The 13632-nt window shown below is 69.7% G+C and carries 12 protein-coding genes; 5 read left to right on the top strand and 7 right to left on the bottom strand.

The genetic code is table 11. From position 1 onward, the window contains the following. Positions 1 to 102 precede the first annotated feature (102 nt). The gene (gene rimI, locus ACM14_RS08730; RefSeq protein WP_065345948.1) at positions 103 to 633 is read right to left on the bottom strand and encodes a ribosomal protein S18-alanine N-acetyltransferase; all 531 of its coding nucleotides are present in this window, start codon (positions 631 to 633) and stop codon (positions 103 to 105) included. Next, the gene (gene tsaB / locus ACM14_RS08735; RefSeq protein WP_034398089.1) at positions 630 to 1370 is read right to left on the bottom strand and encodes a tRNA (adenosine(37)-N6)-threonylcarbamoyltransferase complex dimerization subunit type 1 TsaB; all 741 of its coding nucleotides are present in this window, start codon (positions 1368 to 1370) and stop codon (positions 630 to 632) included. The genes rimI and tsaB overlap by 4 nt, the downstream gene beginning before the upstream one ends. 102 nt (positions 1371 to 1472) lie before the next feature. On the opposite strand from tsaB, the gene dacB reads away from it, so the two are divergent. The 3 genes from dacB to ACM14_RS08750 all read left to right on the top strand — a co-directional run bounded on the left by dacB (position 1473) and on the right by ACM14_RS08750 (position 5097). Continuing rightward, entirely contained in the window at positions 1473 to 3008 is a 1536-nt protein-coding gene (gene dacB, locus ACM14_RS08740; RefSeq protein WP_238003595.1) for a D-alanyl-D-alanine carboxypeptidase/D-alanyl-D-alanine-endopeptidase, read from the top strand. A 252-nt stretch (positions 3009 to 3260) separates the two neighbouring features. Continuing rightward, positions 3261 to 4394, top strand: coding sequence for an SGNH/GDSL hydrolase family protein (locus tag ACM14_RS08745; protein ID WP_065345950.1), 1134 nt, complete (start codon positions 3261 to 3263; stop codon positions 4392 to 4394). Between the two features lie 31 nt (positions 4395 to 4425). Further along, positions 4426 to 5097: an OmpW family protein gene (locus ACM14_RS08750; RefSeq protein WP_034389891.1), complete on the top strand. Its 672-nt coding sequence runs from the start codon at positions 4426 to 4428 to the stop codon at positions 5095 to 5097. Between the two features lie 64 nt (positions 5098 to 5161). On the opposite strand, the gene ACM14_RS08755 is transcribed toward ACM14_RS08750, so the two are convergent. After that, positions 5162 to 6700, bottom strand: coding sequence for a CoA-acylating methylmalonate-semialdehyde dehydrogenase (locus ACM14_RS08755; RefSeq protein WP_013804491.1), 1539 nt, complete (start codon positions 6698 to 6700; stop codon positions 5162 to 5164). An 82-nt stretch (positions 6701 to 6782) separates the two neighbouring features. Between ACM14_RS08755 and ACM14_RS08760 the strand changes: the two genes are divergently transcribed. Further along, positions 6783 to 7757, top strand: coding sequence for a LysR family transcriptional regulator (locus tag ACM14_RS08760; RefSeq protein ID WP_034398090.1), 975 nt, complete (start codon positions 6783 to 6785; stop codon positions 7755 to 7757). Positions 7758 to 7767: 10 nt separating this feature from the next. On the opposite strand, the gene ACM14_RS08765 is transcribed toward ACM14_RS08760, so the two are convergent. Genes ACM14_RS08765 through iolC form a run of 4 tightly spaced genes read right to left on the bottom strand, consistent with a single transcriptional unit; the run spans position 7768 to position 12628 of the window. Next, positions 7768 to 8748, bottom strand: coding sequence for a tripartite tricarboxylate transporter substrate binding protein (locus ACM14_RS08765; RefSeq protein WP_065345951.1), 981 nt, complete (start codon positions 8746 to 8748; stop codon positions 7768 to 7770). 42 nt (positions 8749 to 8790) lie between these two features. Next, on the bottom strand, positions 8791 to 9810 hold the full coding sequence (locus ACM14_RS08770) for a tripartite tricarboxylate transporter substrate binding protein (protein WP_084027341.1): 1020 nt from the start codon (positions 9808 to 9810) through the stop codon (positions 8791 to 8793). 44 nt (positions 9811 to 9854) lie between these two features. Continuing rightward, positions 9855 to 10658 (bottom strand): 5-deoxy-glucuronate isomerase, encoded by an 804-nt coding sequence (gene iolB / locus ACM14_RS08775; RefSeq protein ID WP_063327454.1) that lies wholly within the window; start codon positions 10656 to 10658, stop codon positions 9855 to 9857. Beyond that, the gene (gene iolC, locus ACM14_RS08780; protein ID WP_065345952.1) at positions 10655 to 12628 is read right to left on the bottom strand and encodes a 5-dehydro-2-deoxygluconokinase; all 1974 of its coding nucleotides are present in this window, start codon (positions 12626 to 12628) and stop codon (positions 10655 to 10657) included. Before iolC ends, iolB begins: the two co-directional genes overlap by 4 nt. 100 nt (positions 12629 to 12728) lie before the next feature. Between iolC and ACM14_RS08785 the strand changes: the two genes are divergently transcribed. After that, entirely contained in the window at positions 12729 to 13628 is a 900-nt protein-coding gene (locus ACM14_RS08785) for a MurR/RpiR family transcriptional regulator (protein ID WP_012202918.1), read from the top strand. The last annotated feature ends 4 nt before the right edge of the window (positions 13629 to 13632 follow it).

The raw sequence follows: 13632 nt of genomic DNA on the forward strand, positions 1-13632 counted from the left end.
CAGCCAGGGCCTCGGACAGCACGGCGGGTGCGGTCTCGGGCTCGGGCAGCCAGACGGTGATGCCCATGGCGTGCAGCATGGCCCGCTGGCGGGTGTCTAGATTCAGGGCCATAGCTTGAGGCTCATGAGCACGGCATGCTCGCGCGGGCCGTCGTGCATGGGGTAGTAGTTCTTGCGCAGGCCCACCTCCTGGTAGCCATGCGCGGCGTAGATGCTGCGTGCGCGGACATTGCTCTCGCGCACTTCCAGCCAGATCCATTGGGCCTTGCGCTGGCGCGCCCACAGGGCCAGCGCGTCCAGCAGGATGCGGGCCCAGCCCTGGCGCTGGCGCGACGGGGCCACGGTGATGTTGAGCAGGTGGACCTCGTCGAGCACGATCATGGCGACGAAGTAGCCCACCAGTTCGCCTCGCGCATCGACCAGCAGCTGCGCTTCATTGCCGGCCGCCATGGCATCGATGAAGTTGCCACGGGACCAGGGATGCGAGTAGGCCTGCTGCTCCACGGGCAGCAGCATGTCGAGCGACAGCACGTTCAGCGGCTCGAAGCGCGCGCTGTCCCGCTCCGGCGCCGGAGCCGGAGCGTCGGTCAGGGGCGGCTGCGGCCGCGAGGGCTGTGGCGTGTGCGTGCTCATGGTGCGGGCGGGGTGGCCTCTGGAGTGGGCGTGGCCAGGGCCAGCGCGGCGGCCGCCTTGGCAGCCTCCCGCTCGGCCGTGGTCTGCGCGACTTTATCGCGGATGTAGCGCGGCAGGGCCTGGTCGGCCGGCAAGGCGCGGTCGGCCGCCAGCAGGGCCGGGGCCAGGCGCAGCATGGCGGCGGCGGTGGGCAGGGCGGCCAGGTGGCTGGCCTGGGGCGCCAGGCGCTCGCCGTAGGCGGCCAGGGCGTTGCCGGCCACCACGGTGCCGGGCGGCAGTTGCAGGGCCTCGGGCGCGCACAGGCCGAAGTCGCCGCTTTGCTCGCCAATGTCGTTCCAGCGGCCGTCGCTCCAGTGGTAGGCGGCGTGGTAGACCTCGTTCATGCGCGCATCGATCACGGCGATGAGGTCGGTGCAGCCGTATTGCATGCGGGCCTGCTCGGCCACGGCCAGGAGGCTGTCCATGGGCAGCACGGGCACGCGGGCGGCAAAGGCCAGCCCCTGGGCCACGGAGCAGGCCGTGCGCAGGCCCGTGAACGAGCCCGGACCCCGGCCGAAGACGATGGCCTGCAGCTCGGCGAATTCCAGGCCGGCCTGGGCCATCAGCGCCAGGATGGCGGGGATCAGCTCGGTCGAGGTCTGCGGGCCGCCGGGGCCGCTGTGCTCCCAGACGGCATCGCCGCGCTGCACGGCGATGGAGAGGGTGTCGGTACTGGTGTCTAGGGCAAGAAGATTCATGGCTTGGGGCAGGCGGCGGTGCCGCAGCAAGTGCAGGATTATCGGTGCCCCGCCCGTCCCGCGCCCGGCAGGGCTGCAATGACCGGCGTAGACTTGCCGGCCATGTTGCATCTTTCGACGTCTTCTTCCCTTATTTCCTCGATTTCCTCCGCCTTCTCACTCGGAACGCCGCGTTCACGCCAGTGCCTGGCGGCCGCGCTGCTGGCGGCGTCTGTCCTGCCCGGCGTGGCAAGCGCCCAGGCAGATGCGCCCACCTCGCCGGCCTCGCTGTCCACCAAGACTGCACGCGAAAGCCGGCTGCCCCCGGCCGTGGAGGCGGCGCTTGCGCGCGCCAAGCTGCCGCGCGACGCGGTCTCGGCCCTGGTGGTCGAGGTCGATGGCCGGGCCGCCCCGCGCCTGGACTGGCAAAGCCACGTGGCCATGAACCCCGCTTCGGTCATGAAGCTGGTCACCACGTATGCGGCGCTGGACCAGCTGGGTCCCGCGCATGTCTGGCGCACGCCCGTCTTCCTGGGCGGGCCGGTGCAGGACGGCGTGCTGCGCGGGCCGCTGTACATCCAGGGCCAGGGCGATCCCAAGCTCGTGATGGAGCGGCTGTGGCTGATGCTGCGCCGCCTGCAGGGCATGGGCATCAAGGTCATCGTGGGCGACATCGTGCTGGACCGCAGCGCGTTTTCCGTGAGCGGCCATGACGCGGCCACCTTCGACAACGAGCCCTGGCGCCCCTACAACGTGGCGCCCGACGCGCTGTTGGTCAACTACAAGGCCGTGACCGTGGGCTTCACGCCCGACGCGGCGGCGGGCGTGGCGCGGCTGCAATACGATCCGCCGCTGGCCGGCATCCAGCAGCAGGAAACCGTGCCGCTGGCGCCAGCCGGCAGCGAATGCGGCGACTGGCGCGCCCGTCTGCAGCTGGACATGGCCGACCCGCTGCGCATCGCCTTTGCCGGCCCGTTCCCGGCCAGCTGCGGCGACAAGAGCTGGTCGCTGGCGCCGGCCCAGCCCGAGGCCTTCGCGGCCCGCGCCATCGAGGGCATGTGGCGCGAGCTGGGCGGCAAGCTCACCGGCACCGTGCACGACGGCCGCGTGCCGGCCGGGCTGCAGCCAGCATTCCAGAGCGAATCGCCTTCGCTGGCCGAGGTGGTGCGCGACATCAACAAGTACAGCAACAACGTCATGGCCCAGCAGGTGTTCCTGACCATGGGCATGCAGCGCACGGGCGTGGCCAGCTTCGAGTCCTCGCGCCAGGCCCTGGGCCAGTGGTGGCAGGCGCGCTGGGGCGCGGCCGAGCAGCCTGTGGCCGACAACGGCGCCGGCCTGAGCCGCGAGGCGCGCATCACCGCCTCCGGCCTGGGCCGCATGCTGCAGCAGGCCTGGGCCTCGCCGGTGATGCCGGAGTTCGTGGCCTCCATGCCCATCGTCGGCGTGGATGGCACGCTGCGCCGCAGCCTCAGCCGGGCCCAGGGCATGGCGCATCTGAAGACCGGCACGCTGCGCGATGCCTCGGCCCTGGCCGGCTATGTGGACGGGGCCAGCGGCCGCCGCTACGTGCTGGTGGCCATGGCCAACCACACCAACGCCCCGGCCGCGCGCGCGGCCTGGGATGCGCTGGTGGACTGGACGGCGCGCGACCGCTGACCGGGCGCCTTCGCGTCTTGTGCAGGGCCTGCTTTCGCAGGCCCTTTTTCATTGTTTTTCCAGCAAGGACGTTGTCCTACCCACGGGCCATGCGGCGATCCTTATCGTCTGTTCGCCCGCGTGCGAATTGCCTTGTCGGCGTGCGATTTCTATCCGTAGTTGCCCGGTGTCGCCAATGCGCAAGTGTCGTTACGATGGCTTTAGCAAAAAAGCACGGTCGTGCTATTCATAACACTTCACGGAGATTCCATCTTGGCAAATCGTTATCGAATCCTCGCGGCCGCTCTGGCCACGGCCGGCCTGCTGGTCGCTTGCGGCGGCGGCAGCGGCGCTGACACCACTCCCCGCGCCAAGATCACTTCCGTCAAGGTGATGGGCGACAGCCTCTCCGACAGCGGCACCTTCGGCTACAAGTTCACCGTGCAGAACGCCACGCTGACGGGCGCAGGCTCCAACCAGGTCTGGGCCGAGCGCGTGGCGGGCCTGTACAACATCTCCCTGTGCCCGCGCTTCAACGGCACGGCCTTCACGCCCAACACCTCGTGCAACAACTACGCCGTGGGCGGCGGCCGCATCAACTACACCAGCGCGCCCACGGCGCCCATCTCCATCACGCAGCAGATCCTGCTGGCCGGCGCGGCAGGCTTCACGGCCGATGACCTGGCGGTGATCGACGGCGGCGCCAATGACGCGGCCGATGTGATCGGCGCCTTCCTGGCCGCCTCCAGGGACCAGGGCGCCAACTTCAAGGCGCTGCTGTCCACCAAGATCGACGCGGCCACGCTGGGCGCGCTGCTGCAGCAGGGCCAGACCGGCATGGCCCAGGCCGGTGGCCTGTACATGCAGAACCTGGCCAAGGGCTTTGTCTCCAGCATCCAGACCAATGTGCTGGGCAAGGGCGCCACGCGCGTGGCCATCCTCAACGTGCCCGCCATCACGCTGACGCCGCGCTTCCAGCTGGTGCTGCAGTCCGTGGCCCAGCAGCAGGGCTCGGCCGCCGCGGCGCAGCTGGAGACCGTGTTCGACGGCTGGGTCAAGGCCTTCAACCAGCAGGTCGCGGCCGGTTTCACGGGTGAGAGCCGCGTGGCCATCATCGATTTCTACAGCGAGTTCCGCCAGCAAATGGCTGACCCCGCCCAGTACGCCTACACCAACGTGAAAAAGCCGGCCTGCCCGGCCACCGGCGTGGGCGCCGACGGCCTGCCCACCTACAGCTTCCCGACCTGCACCGAGGCCGCGCTGTCCGCCTCCATTCCCGTGGGCGAGACCAGCGCCAACTGGTGGAAGAGCTATGCCTTTGCCGACAGCTTCCACCCCACGCCCTATGGCCACCAGCAGATGAGCCAGCTGGCCTCCCGCACCCTGGCCCGCGCCGGCTGGCTGTGATAGCAGACACGCAGCACGAGGAGACACATCCATGAAGACATTCCTGCGTATCACCGCCGCCGTGGCCATGGCCACGGCCTGCATGGCCGCCACCGCCCAGTCCGCCGGCACCTGGAGCGTGCGCCTGGGCGCCACGCGCATCGATCCCCAGACCAGCAGCGGCTGGCTGAGCACGCCCAGCTTCCCCGACACCCGCGTGGACGTGAAGGCCAACAGCCAGCTCACGGGCGGCGTGACCTACATGGTCACCAACAACTGGGCCATCGACGTGCCCGTGGGCCTGCCGTTCAAGCACGACTTCGTGGGCGATGGCGCCATCTCCGGCACGGGCAAGCTCGGCCGCACCAAGGTGCTGCCCGCCACCGTGTTCGCGCAGTACCGCTTCGGCGAGGCCAACTCCGCCTTCCGCCCCTACCTGGGCCTGGGCGTGACCTATGCCAAGTTCTTCGGCGAGCGCACCACGGCCTCCCTCAACGGCCTGACCGGCGGCACGCTGGCCAACCCCACCACGGCCTCGGTGGACAGCAAGTGGGGCCTGACGCCGCAGATCGGCTTCGTCTACAACTTCAACGAGCGCTGGTTCCTGGACGTGGCCTACTACAAGAGCTTCCTGAAGACCACGGCACACCTGTCCTCGGGCCAGAGCGTGTCGCTCAAGCTGAACCCGAACGTTTACGCCATCGGCATCGGATACCGCTTCTGACAGGTCGCAGTCCCCAAAGAAAAACCAGCCCGCGGGCTGGTTTTTTCATGGAGCGGGCCTGCGCCTACTTGGCCGTGGGCATCACGAATTCCGCGCCCTTGGGCGTGCTCTCGGGCCAGCGCTGCATGATGCTCTTTTGGCGGGTATAAAAGCGCACGCCTTCCTCGCCGTAGGCATGCATGTCGCCGAACAGGCTGCGCTTCCAGCCGCCGAAGCCGTGCCAGGCCATGGGAACGGGAATCGGCACGTTGATGCCGACCATGCCGACCTCGATGCGGCGGCCGAACTCGCGCGCCACATTGCCGTCGCGCGTGAAGCAGGCCACGCCGTTGCCGAACTCATGGTCGTTGACCAGCTGCACGGCCTCGGCGAAGTCCTTGGCGCGCACCACGGCCAGCACGGGGCCGAAGATCTCTTCCTTGTAGATGCGCATGTCGGGCGTGACGTGGTCGAACAGCGTGCCGCCCAGCCAGAAGCCGCCCGAGGTGTCGGTGCCCGTGGCGGCGCCGGCCGCCTTGCCGTCGAAGCCCCGGCCATCGACCAGCAGCTGCGCGCCTTCCTTGACGCCCAGGTCGATGTAGCCGCTGATGCGATCGTGCGCGGCGCGCGTCACGATGGGGCCCATTTCCGCGGCCAGGTCCTCGCCGTCCAGCACCTTCAGCGCCTTGGTGCGCTCGATCAGGCGCGGCAGCAGCTGGTCGGCCACATCGCCCACCAGCACGGCCACGCTGATGGCCATGCAGCGCTCGCCGGCCGAGCCGTAGCCGGCGCCGATCAGTGCGTCCACGGCCTGTTCGATATCGGCGTCGGGCATGACCACCATGTGGTTCTTGGCGCCGCCCAGGGCCTGCACGCGCTTGCCGTGGCGGGCGCCCGTCTCATAGATGTAGTTGGCAATGGGCGTGGAGCCGACAAAGCTCACGGCCTTCACCTGGGGATGCTCGATCAGCGCATCCACGGCTTCCTTGTCGCCCTGGACCACGTTGAACACGCCGTCGGGCAGGCCGGCCTGCTTGAGCAGGTCGGCGATCAGCAGCGAGGGCGTGGGATCGATGGGGCTGGGCTTGAGCACGAAGGTGTTGCCCGCCGCAATGGCCACCGGGAACATCCACATCGGCACCATCACGGGGAAGTTGAACGGCGTCACGCCCGCCACCACGCCCAGCGGCTGGCGCAGCGTCCAGTTGTCGATGCCGGTGGAGACCTGGTCGGTGAAATCGCCCTTGAGCAGCTGCGGAATCCCGCAGGCGAACTCCACGATGTCGATGCCGCGGCTGACCTCGCCCTGCGCATCGGTGAAGACCTTGCCGTGCTCGGCCGTGATGGCGTGGGCCAGTTCGTCCTTGTGCTGGTTGAGCAGTTCGAGGAAGCGGAACATCACGCGCGCCCGGCGCAGCGGCGGCGTGTCGGCCCACTTGGGGAAGGCCGCCTGGGCGGCCGCCACGGCGGCATCGACATCGGCGCGCGAGGCCAGGGCCACGCGGCCCGTGACCTGGCCGGTGGCCGGGTTGGTCACGTCCTGCTCGCGGCCGCTGGCACCTGCCGTGCGCTGGCCGTTGACGTAATGGACGATGGAAGCGAAGGAGGTGTTTGCGGTGTTCATGCCGGCCAGTCTAGGAGTGCGCCTTCGGCCTGCCTAGGCGCTGCGCTTGAATTGATTGTTCATTTTGCTGAACAATCCCTGCATGGCAAATGAAAAACCCGATGCCAAGGCCGAGGCCTTGTGGAGCCACCTGCACTGGCTGGTCGTGCTGGAGCAGCAAGGCAGCTTCACCTCGGCCGCCGCGCGCCTGGGCGTGAGCAAGGCGGCCATGAGCCAGCGCGTGGCCGAGCTGGAGCGCGCGGCCGGCGTGGCCCTGGTCACACGCACCACGCGCAGCGTGCGCCTGACCGAAGCGGGCCAGCGCCTGGTGGACGAGACGCGCGGCGCCTTCGAGCACATCGCCGACAGCTTTGCGGGCGTGCGCGACCTGGCGGCCGAGCCGCGCGGCCTGCTGCGCGTGACCGCGCCCGTGGCCTTCTCGCGCCAGCAGCTCATGCCCCGGCTGCCGGCCTTCCTGCGTGCCCATCCGCAGATCCGGCTGGAGCTGGACCTGTCTGACCACCTGCGCTCGCTGGCGATGGAGGGCTTCGACATCGCCGTGCGCCATGCCTCCACCCCGCCCGAAACCCATGTGGCCTGGGCGCTGGCGCCCACGCGCTCGCTGCTGGTGGCCAGCACGGACTACCTGGCCGCGCACGGCACCCCGGCCACCCCGCAGGACCTGGCCGCGCACCAGTGCCTGCACTACCCGCGCACCCAGGGCGCCATGGCCTGGAGCTTCGTGCCCGCCGATGCCGGTGCGGACGCCGGTGCAGACGCCAGTGCAGACGCAGTACGCACCGTCGTTCCCGTGGCCGGCGGCTTTGCCGCCAACAACAGCGAAATGCTGCGCGACGCCGCCATGGCAGGCCTGGGCATCGCCCTGGTGCCCGACTTCAGCGCCCAGTCGGGCCTGGCCTCCGGCCACCTGCGCGAGGTGCTGCCCGGCTGGCGGCCCGTTGATGCCTTCGGCGAACACCTGTTCGCGATACGCCCCTACGCCAGCCACGTGCCGCGCGCGGTGGCGGTATTCGTGGAGTTCCTGCGGGCGTCGTTTGCGGCGGGGTTCATCCGCTGAGGGCGAGCCCTCAGGCCTTGATCCCCAGCTTGTCCACCAATTGCTTGAACACCGCGTTGTCGCGGTCGATCACGGCCTTGAATTCGGGCTGGTCCAGGTAGCCCTCGCCCATGTTCTGCTTGGCCATGGTCTCGCGCAAAGTGGGGTCCTTGAGGGTCAGGGCCATGGCCTTGCGCAGGGTCTGGACTACGGCGTCGGGCGTGTTGCGGGGCACGGCCAGGCCGCGCCAGCCGCCGATGAGCAGGTCGATGCCGCGCTCCTTGAGCGTGGGCACGGCTTCCCAGCCGGCCTGTATGCGCTGCTCGGCCATGATGGCCAGCGGGCGGATCTTGCCGGCCGCCACATAGGTGGCCACCTCCACGGGCGTGACGGCCACGGCCTCGATGTGGCCGCCCAGCAGGTCGAGCACGGCAGGGTTGGCGCCGCGGTAGGGCGCGTGGTTGAACTTCACGCCCGCCTTGTCCTGCAGCGCGGCGGCGGCCAGGTGGCCCAGCGAGCCGGGGCCGGCATTGCCGATGCGCACGGCGGCCTCGTCCTTGCGCGCGGCGGCGATCAGTTCCTCGATGCTGCGATAGGGCGAGTCGGCACGCACGGCGATGGTGGCGGGGTCGGCATTCAGGCGGGCCACGGGCAGCAGGGCGTCGGAGCTGATCTTGGTCAGCCCCATGTGCGGGATCATGGTCAGCTCGACGGTGATGATGCCGATCTTGTAGCCATCCGGCCGGGCATTGGCCAGCTCGGTCCAGCCCACGGCGCCGCTGGCGCCTGCGCGGTTGAGGACGATCAGGTCCTGCGGCAGGTGCTTGCGCGCCACCTCGGCCAGCGCGCGTGCCAGCACGTCGGTGCCGCCGCCAGCGGCAAAGGGCACGATGAGTTCAATGGGGCGCTGGGGCCAGGCGCCGGCCGGTGCCTGCGCCATGGCGGGCAGGGCCGGCGTTGCGGCCAGGGCGGCCAGCGAGTGGATGAATTGGCGGCGGGATGCGAGGGTCATGGCTTGTCTCCGGGATCTTTGTTATGTGGCGATGTCTGCGCTTCAATCCATTTTGATGTTGGCGGCCTTGATCACGCCGCTCCACAGCGCCTGTTCCGAGCGCACGAAACCTGCGAACTGCTGCGGCGTCATCTCCATGGGCTGTATGCCGATCTCTTCGAGCTTGGCACGCGTTTCGGGGTGGCGCAGGGCGGTGGCCAGGCTTTTGTTCAGGCGCTCGGTGAGCGCAGGGCTCAGGTGGGCGGGGCCGACGAAACCCTGCCAGGCATAGGCTTCGAAGCCGGGCACGCCGGCTTCGGCCATGGTGGGCACGTCGGGCAGGATGGACAGGCGCTGGGGCGTGGCCACGGCCAGCACGCGCAGCTTGCCCGCGCGGATGGCCGAGATGCTGGGCGGCAGGTCCACGAACATGGACTGGATCTGGCCGGCCATGAGGTCCTGCAGCGCCGGGGCCGAGCCCTTGTAGGCCACGTGCAGGATCTGGGTGCCCGTGCGCTGCTTGAACAGCTCCAGCGCCACGTGCAGCGGCGAGCCCGGCCCCGACGAGGCCGAGGAGATGCCGCCCGGCTCCTTGCGCGCCATCGCCAGGAATTCCTGCACGTTCTTCGCCGGGAAGGACGGATGCACGGCCAGCACCAGCGGCATGCGGCCCAGGCCGCCGATGTAGCTGAAGTCCTTGCCCGCGTCATAGCTCAGGCGCGCATACATGGCGGGGTTGAAGGCCAGCGTGCCCGAGTCGGCCGTTCCCAGCGTGTAGCCATCGGCCGGGGCGCGTGCGATCAGCGTGGCGCCGATGATGCTGGCCGCGCCAGGACGGTTGTCCACCACCACGGGCTGGCCCAGGTCCTTGCCCATCTGCACGGCCAGCTGGCGCGCGATCACGTCGGTGGTGCCGCCCGGTGCGTAGGGCACCACCCATTTGACGGGCTGGGTGGGCCAGGCTGGCGCACTCTGGGAGGACGGGGCTGGGGCGGATTGCGCCTGGGCGGTGCCCATGCCCAGCGTCAGCAGGGCGCAGGAAAGCCAGGCCTTGCGGTGCAGGGCCATTGGGTTGAACAGCATTTTTTGTCTCCGGTGGTTTTTATGGGTGTCTGTTGCGCCGTGCGTCAGCGCGGCCGCAGCATCCATTCGTGCGCGGGGTCGTTGCGGAAGGCCCAGCGCCGCTCGGGCCCGGCCATGGTGTTGAGGTAGTAGAGGTCGTAGCCGTGCGGGGCCACGCAGGGGTGGTAGCCGCGCGGCACCATCACGGTGTCGCGGTGCTCCACCGCCATGGCTTCGTCGATGCTGCGGTCATCGGTGTAGACGCGCTGGAAGGCAAAGCCCTGGCTGGGGTTGAGCAGGTGGAAGTAGGTCTCCTCCAGCACGGTCTCGGCGTCCGGCGCGGCGGGGTCGGCGCTGTCGTGCTTGTGCGGCGGATAGCTGGACGAGTTGCCTGCGGGCGTGATGACCTCGACCACCAGCAGGGACTCGGCCGCCTCGGTCTCGGGCAGGATGTCGCAGACATGGCGCGTGTTGCTGCCCTGGCCGCGCACGCTGCGGCGCATGCTTTCGGGCGCGATCACGCGCGTGGCATGGCGGCCCGTGGCGGGTGCGGCGCTCAAGGCAATGTCGGCCGGGCCGCGCGCCGTGATGCGCAGGCTTTGGCCGGGCGGCACGTAGACGGCCGTGGGCGCACTCTCCTCGAACACGCTGGCGCGGCTGCCCAGGGCGCTGAACGCCTGGCTGCCGACCTGCACGTCCACCTGGCCGGTGAGCACGGTGATGCAGTATTCCAGCGGTCCTGTGGACAGCTCCTCCTGCTCGCCCGCCTGCAGCCTCAGGGCCTTGAAGTGGATGTGCTTCCAACCCGCGCTGGCGGGCGTGATGTCGGTGACGATGCGGCCGGGCGCGGCCTTGACGAGCAGGCTCATGCCGCGGCTCCTTCGGTGATGTCCTGGCGCGCGTCCACGCGGCTGGCATCCCAGCCCGCGATCAGCGCGCGGAAGTTGGCGGCGACGGCATCGCGCAGCGCGGCGTCGTCCAGCTCGTTGCGCAGCCACTGCAGCGCGGGTCCGGCCCAGACGCTGCGGCCGATCATGAAACCCTTGACCACGGGCGCCCGCGCCTGGGCAAAGCCCTGCACCAGTTGCTCCACGGGCTGGGACAGCCCCAGGATCACGGCGCCCCGGCACCAGGGATCGCGTTCGTTCACCAGGGCGTCCAGCGCCTCCCAGTTCTCGCGCGCCATGGTGCCGACCTTCCACCATTCGGGCTTGAGGCCCAGGTCGTAGAAATGGCGTATGGCGCGCAGCACGGCCTCGCCCCGGTCGTCGGGCGCCAGCGTGTCCTTTGGCGGGATCACTTCCAGCAGCAATTCATGGCCGCTGGCGCGCGTGGCGGTCCAGACCTGCTGCAGCCAGGCATCCTGCTCGGCGCGCAGTGCGGGCGTGTCGTCGGGGTGGTAGAAGACCAGGCATTTGACGGTATGGCTTTGCGGCCAGTGCAGCAGCTCGGAAGCCAGCGAGTCCGTGCCGTCAAAGCGCAGCGGGCGCGAGCCCGGCAGCTCGATGGGCCGGCCTATCCACCAGCCGCGTCCCGTGGCATCGTGCAGGGCGGCCTCGCCCAGGTCGTGCCGGCCGTCGATCAGCACGCCCATGCGGCCCGCGTTGCCCGGATCGCGCTCGACCTGGGCGACCACCTCGTTGATCAGCCGCTTGAGCGGGCGCAGCCGCGCGGGCGCTGCGCCGGCCTCGCGCGCCAGATCGTCGAACTGGCTGCGGTGGTCATAGGCCAGCACGCACAGCGCGGGCCACTGCGGCCGCGCGCGGCTGACGCGGTGCAGGTGGGACAGCTCGGGGTCCTGGTCGGGACGCGGATGGCGGTGGCCCGAGAACCAGTGCGCCAGCTCGGCCTGCGTGGGCATGGCCGGCGCGCAGCCATGGCGCGAGACCACGATGGCGCCACAGGCGTTGGCAATCGCCGCAGATTCCTCCAGGCTCTTGCCGCGCAGCAGCCCGGACAGCAGGCCCGAGGCAAAGGCATCGCCCGCGCCCAGCACATTGAGCACCTCCACGCGCTCGCCCAGCACCGTGGGCGCATCGGCGATCGCATCGGGCACCTCGCCCTCGATCAGCGAGCAGCCCAGCGGCCCGCGCTTGACCACGAAAACGGCGCGGCTGCATTCGCGCACGCGGCGCAGGCTGGCGATCAGGTCGCCCTCCACGCCGCCGGCGATCAGCCATTCCTCTTCGGTGCCGATGATGAGTTCGAACTGGCCCAGCTCGGCCTGCAGCCTGCGGCTGACCTCGGCGCTGGCCACATAGCGTGTCTCGCCATCGCCCCGTCCGGCCAGGCCCCACAGCACGGGCCGGTAGTCGATGTCCAGCACGCGCACCAGGCCGTGGCGGCCAGCCATCTCCAGTGCCTTGCGGCTGGCGGCCAGCACGCCGGGTGCGCTCAGGTGGGTGCCCGTGATGGCCAGGCAGCGGCAGCGGGCCAGGAACGCCTCGCTGATGGCCTCGGCGTCCAGGGCCATGTCGGCGCAGTTCTCGCGGGCGAAGAGCAGGGGGAAGGTCTCCTGGTCCTTGATGCCCAGCAGCACCATGCCGGTCAGGCGCTGGGCATCGACCTGCACCTGGCTGGTGTCGCAGCCCTCGCGGCGCAGCGTCTCGACCAGGAAACGGCCATTTTGTTCATCGCCCACGCGCGAAATCATGGCCGAGCGCAGCCCCAGGCGCGCCGTGCCGAAAGCCATGTTGCCGGAGGAGCCGCCCAGGTACTTGGCAAAGCTGCTGGCCTCCTCCAGGCTGCAGCCGATCTGCTGCGCGTAAAGGTCCACGGCCAGTCGGCCCAGGCAGGCCACGTCCAGCGGCCGGTCGGAGGGAAAGTTCAGCATGCTCATCGTCATAGGCCTGTGCGTTGCGGACACCCGCGTGCGGGCCTGTCCATAATCGTTGCGTGCATGCGATCATAGATCGAAATAGAAAAAGTTTTCCATATATATGAAAAATAGAAAAACCCTTGGCGATGCAGGCGCCCCTTCGCTGGCCGGCCCCTACGCCGACCGCGCCGCCTTCCTCACCGTGCTGCGCGAAGGCTTCGAGGCCCTGAGCCGCCAGCTCAAGGCCATCGGCCGCCATGTGGAAATGCAGGGCGATCGCCTGGCCTTCGACGGCATCCAGGCCACGGCCGAGCAATGTGGCGTGCAGCCTTCGGCCGTGGTGCGCTTTGCCAAGCATTTCGGGTTCTCGGGGTACTCTGAACTGCAGGCGCTGTTCCGCGCCGATGCGGCGCGCCAGCTCTCGGCCCAGCATGACTACCAGGACCGCATCCGGGGCCTGATCGCCTCGGGCAACGAGCCTCGCAGCAGCGCGCGCCTGGCGCACGAGGTCATCGAAGGCAGCATCGAAAGCCTGCAGGCCCTGCAGCGCGGCCTGCCGCCCGAGCAGTTCGAGGCGGCGGTGGACCTCATGCTGGATGCCCCCTCGCTGTGGCTGGCCGCCTCGCGCCGGGCCTTCCCCGTGGGCGCCTACCTGGCCTATGCGCTGCAGCACACCGAAAAGCCCGTGCACTGGCTGCACGGCCTGGGCGCCATGCAAAAGGGCGAGCTGCGCGCGCTGGCGCCCGGCGACGTGATGCTGGCCGTCTCCTTCGAGCCCTATGCGCCCGAAACGCTGGAGGTGGTGGACGCGGCCCTGGCACGCGGCGCGCGCCTGCTGGCGCTGACCGACAGCCAGCTCAGCCCCCTGGCATCCCGCGCCACCGTCACCCTGCTGGCCCAGGACGCAGCCACCTTCGGCTTTCGCTCCCTGACCAGCACGCTGACCCTGGCGCAGTCGCTGTTCCTGGCGCTGGCCTACCGGATGGAGCTGGCGTACGAGCCTTCGGTGAAGAGGTCCTAGGCGG

It is taken from the genome of Delftia sp. JD2, assembly GCF_001682645.1.
Lineage (GTDB): Bacteria > Pseudomonadota > Gammaproteobacteria > Burkholderiales > Burkholderiaceae_C > Comamonas > Comamonas acidovorans.

Coding starts and splice junctions, on each gene's coding strand:
- rimI (WP_065345948.1), bottom strand. CDS start 633: ATGAGCACGCACACGCCACAGCCCTCGCGGCCGCAGCCGCCCCTGACC.
- tsaB (WP_034398089.1), bottom strand. CDS start 1,370: ATGAATCTTCTTGCCCTAGACACCAGTACCGACACCCTCTCCATCGCC.
- dacB (WP_238003595.1), top strand. CDS start 1,473: ATGTTGCATCTTTCGACGTCTTCTTCCCTTATTTCCTCGATTTCCTCC.
- ACM14_RS08750 (WP_034389891.1), top strand. CDS start 4,426: ATGAAGACATTCCTGCGTATCACCGCCGCCGTGGCCATGGCCACGGCC.
- ACM14_RS08755 (WP_013804491.1), bottom strand. CDS start 6,700: ATGAACACCGCAAACACCTCCTTCGCTTCCATCGTCCATTACGTCAAC.
- ACM14_RS08760 (WP_034398090.1), top strand. CDS start 6,783: ATGGCAAATGAAAAACCCGATGCCAAGGCCGAGGCCTTGTGGAGCCAC.
- ACM14_RS08765 (WP_065345951.1), bottom strand. CDS start 8,748: ATGACCCTCGCATCCCGCCGCCAATTCATCCACTCGCTGGCCGCCCTG.
- ACM14_RS08770 (WP_084027341.1), bottom strand. CDS start 9,810: ATGCTGTTCAACCCAATGGCCCTGCACCGCAAGGCCTGGCTTTCCTGC.
- iolB (WP_063327454.1), bottom strand. CDS start 10,658: ATGAGCCTGCTCGTCAAGGCCGCGCCCGGCCGCATCGTCACCGACATC.
- iolC (WP_065345952.1), bottom strand. CDS start 12,628: ATGAGCATGCTGAACTTTCCCTCCGACCGGCCGCTGGACGTGGCCTGC.
- ACM14_RS08785 (WP_012202918.1), top strand. CDS start 12,729: ATGAAAAATAGAAAAACCCTTGGCGATGCAGGCGCCCCTTCGCTGGCC.